We start from the raw sequence: 1,598 nt of genomic DNA on the forward strand, positions 1-1,598 counted from the left end.
CTGTAAGATTAAATCTTGACTTCTACATTAAAAACAGGTTGATTATACTTATTGCAATCTATCAATTCAGTATTTGATACTTTTATATGCTTATAATAAGCAGTAAGATCTGGTTTTCCGTCCTCATCAATAAATCCAGCATTTTTTGCTGTTTGTTCTTCTAAATGCTTATGATAAGATGTAAAATCCGGATTGCCATTTTTATCTAGACATCCTAATTTCTCAGCCTTATATTTTAATTTTTTTGCCTTCATTCTTTCCTTTGCTAATGCTTGCCTACTTTTTTTATCATCATATTTGTCTAATATTTTACGTTTAGACATAAATTTAACCCTATATTCTTACGACTTAATGTTGCATATTTACTTGATTGCAACAGCCATTTTCTATCTTGTTATGTGATTCAATATGAAATATACTTTATCTAAAAAACTTCTAGTATTATTAGGTAAAGATGATATTAGTTGTATTAACATTTAAATCTATTATGAAGATCTATAGTTTGTAGCGGAATATTGATTGAAGTAGTGTTATAGATGTTAGAACGCAAGAAGTTAAGTTCTGATTCAAGATTATCTTCAAATACTTCAGTCATCCAAGCTTTATAATTATCTTGAGAATGAGTAGACCAGCGATAGTATCTAGCTTTCAGTAAATCTTTTGTATCATAAGGAGCATTTTTTGCCCAAATCTTAAATCTTGTTTTATTGCAATTAATAAGTAACTGCTTTAATACTGGTTGTTTAGAAATAGGTAATGCTTGAGCTAGTAAATGCAATCCAGCAAGACAATCTGTTACAGCTCTATGTCCTTCATAAAAGAAATTATACTTATAAGCAAGATATTCTAACTTATGGCTTTCTATTTTTTCAGCTTTCCAATCAATATCGACTCTTGAACATCCCCAAGCTTTATGTGGTAAGTATGGAAACATTTTGTCAAAAAATGGTTTATCAAATGCTGCATTATGAGCAATAATGATATCAACATTTTTAAGAAACTGCGTAACTTCTTCTTTATCTATAACCTTGCCTTGAACCATTGCATCAGTAATTCCGGTTAGTTCAGTAATATGCGGGGGTATTGGTTTTGCTGGATCTTGATACCGGTTGAATTCATCAACTATTTGATAAATACGCCCATCTTCAGTATATTCAAATTTTACCATCCCAAGTTCTAGTATTTTATCTTGTTCATGTGATAAGCCGGTAGTTTCGGTGTCTAAAAATACTCCTATGTGTTTTGGAGCGTTATCAGGTAAATGGTAAAAATCAGGTTTTATATATCGTTTAATAACTTTATACTGATCTGAGCCACTTAATGTATCAGCTATTTGCTCTAGATTATTATATTTTAAACCGTTACCTGTAGTATTAGATTCCTCTTGAATTGGAAGAGTGTGTTGATAACCTCTTGATTTCCTTATCCTAGCGATACGTTTAATATTCTTATCCATATCATGTTGGGAGTTACAGTGGATAACTTCATAATTACCTTTATTAGAGTACAAAGAACCCCAGCTACATATAAGATCAGTAGTACCAAATAAATTAGCTTGAGTAGTTAATCTATAATATTTATGATCTTTAGTCCAATAA

The 1,598-nt window shown here is 30.4% G+C and carries 2 protein-coding genes; both read right to left on the reverse strand.

Features of this window, described 5'->3' with window-relative positions:
- Positions 1-8: 8 nt before the first annotated feature.
- Positions 9-323: a hypothetical protein gene (locus KYQ89_RS05490; protein ID WP_218460746.1), complete on the reverse strand. Its 315-nt coding sequence runs from the start codon at positions 321-323 to the stop codon at positions 9-11.
- 146 nt (positions 324-469) lie between these two features.
- Positions 470-1,598, reverse strand: a 1,129-nt coding sequence (locus tag KYQ89_RS05495; RefSeq protein WP_218460747.1) for a 3'-5' exonuclease, incomplete at its 5' end; no start/stop codon positions are given.

The sequence above is a fragment of the Rickettsia sp. TH2014 genome, assembly GCF_019249195.1.
GTDB classification, from domain to species: Bacteria; Pseudomonadota; Alphaproteobacteria; order Rickettsiales; family Rickettsiaceae; genus Rickettsia; species Rickettsia felis.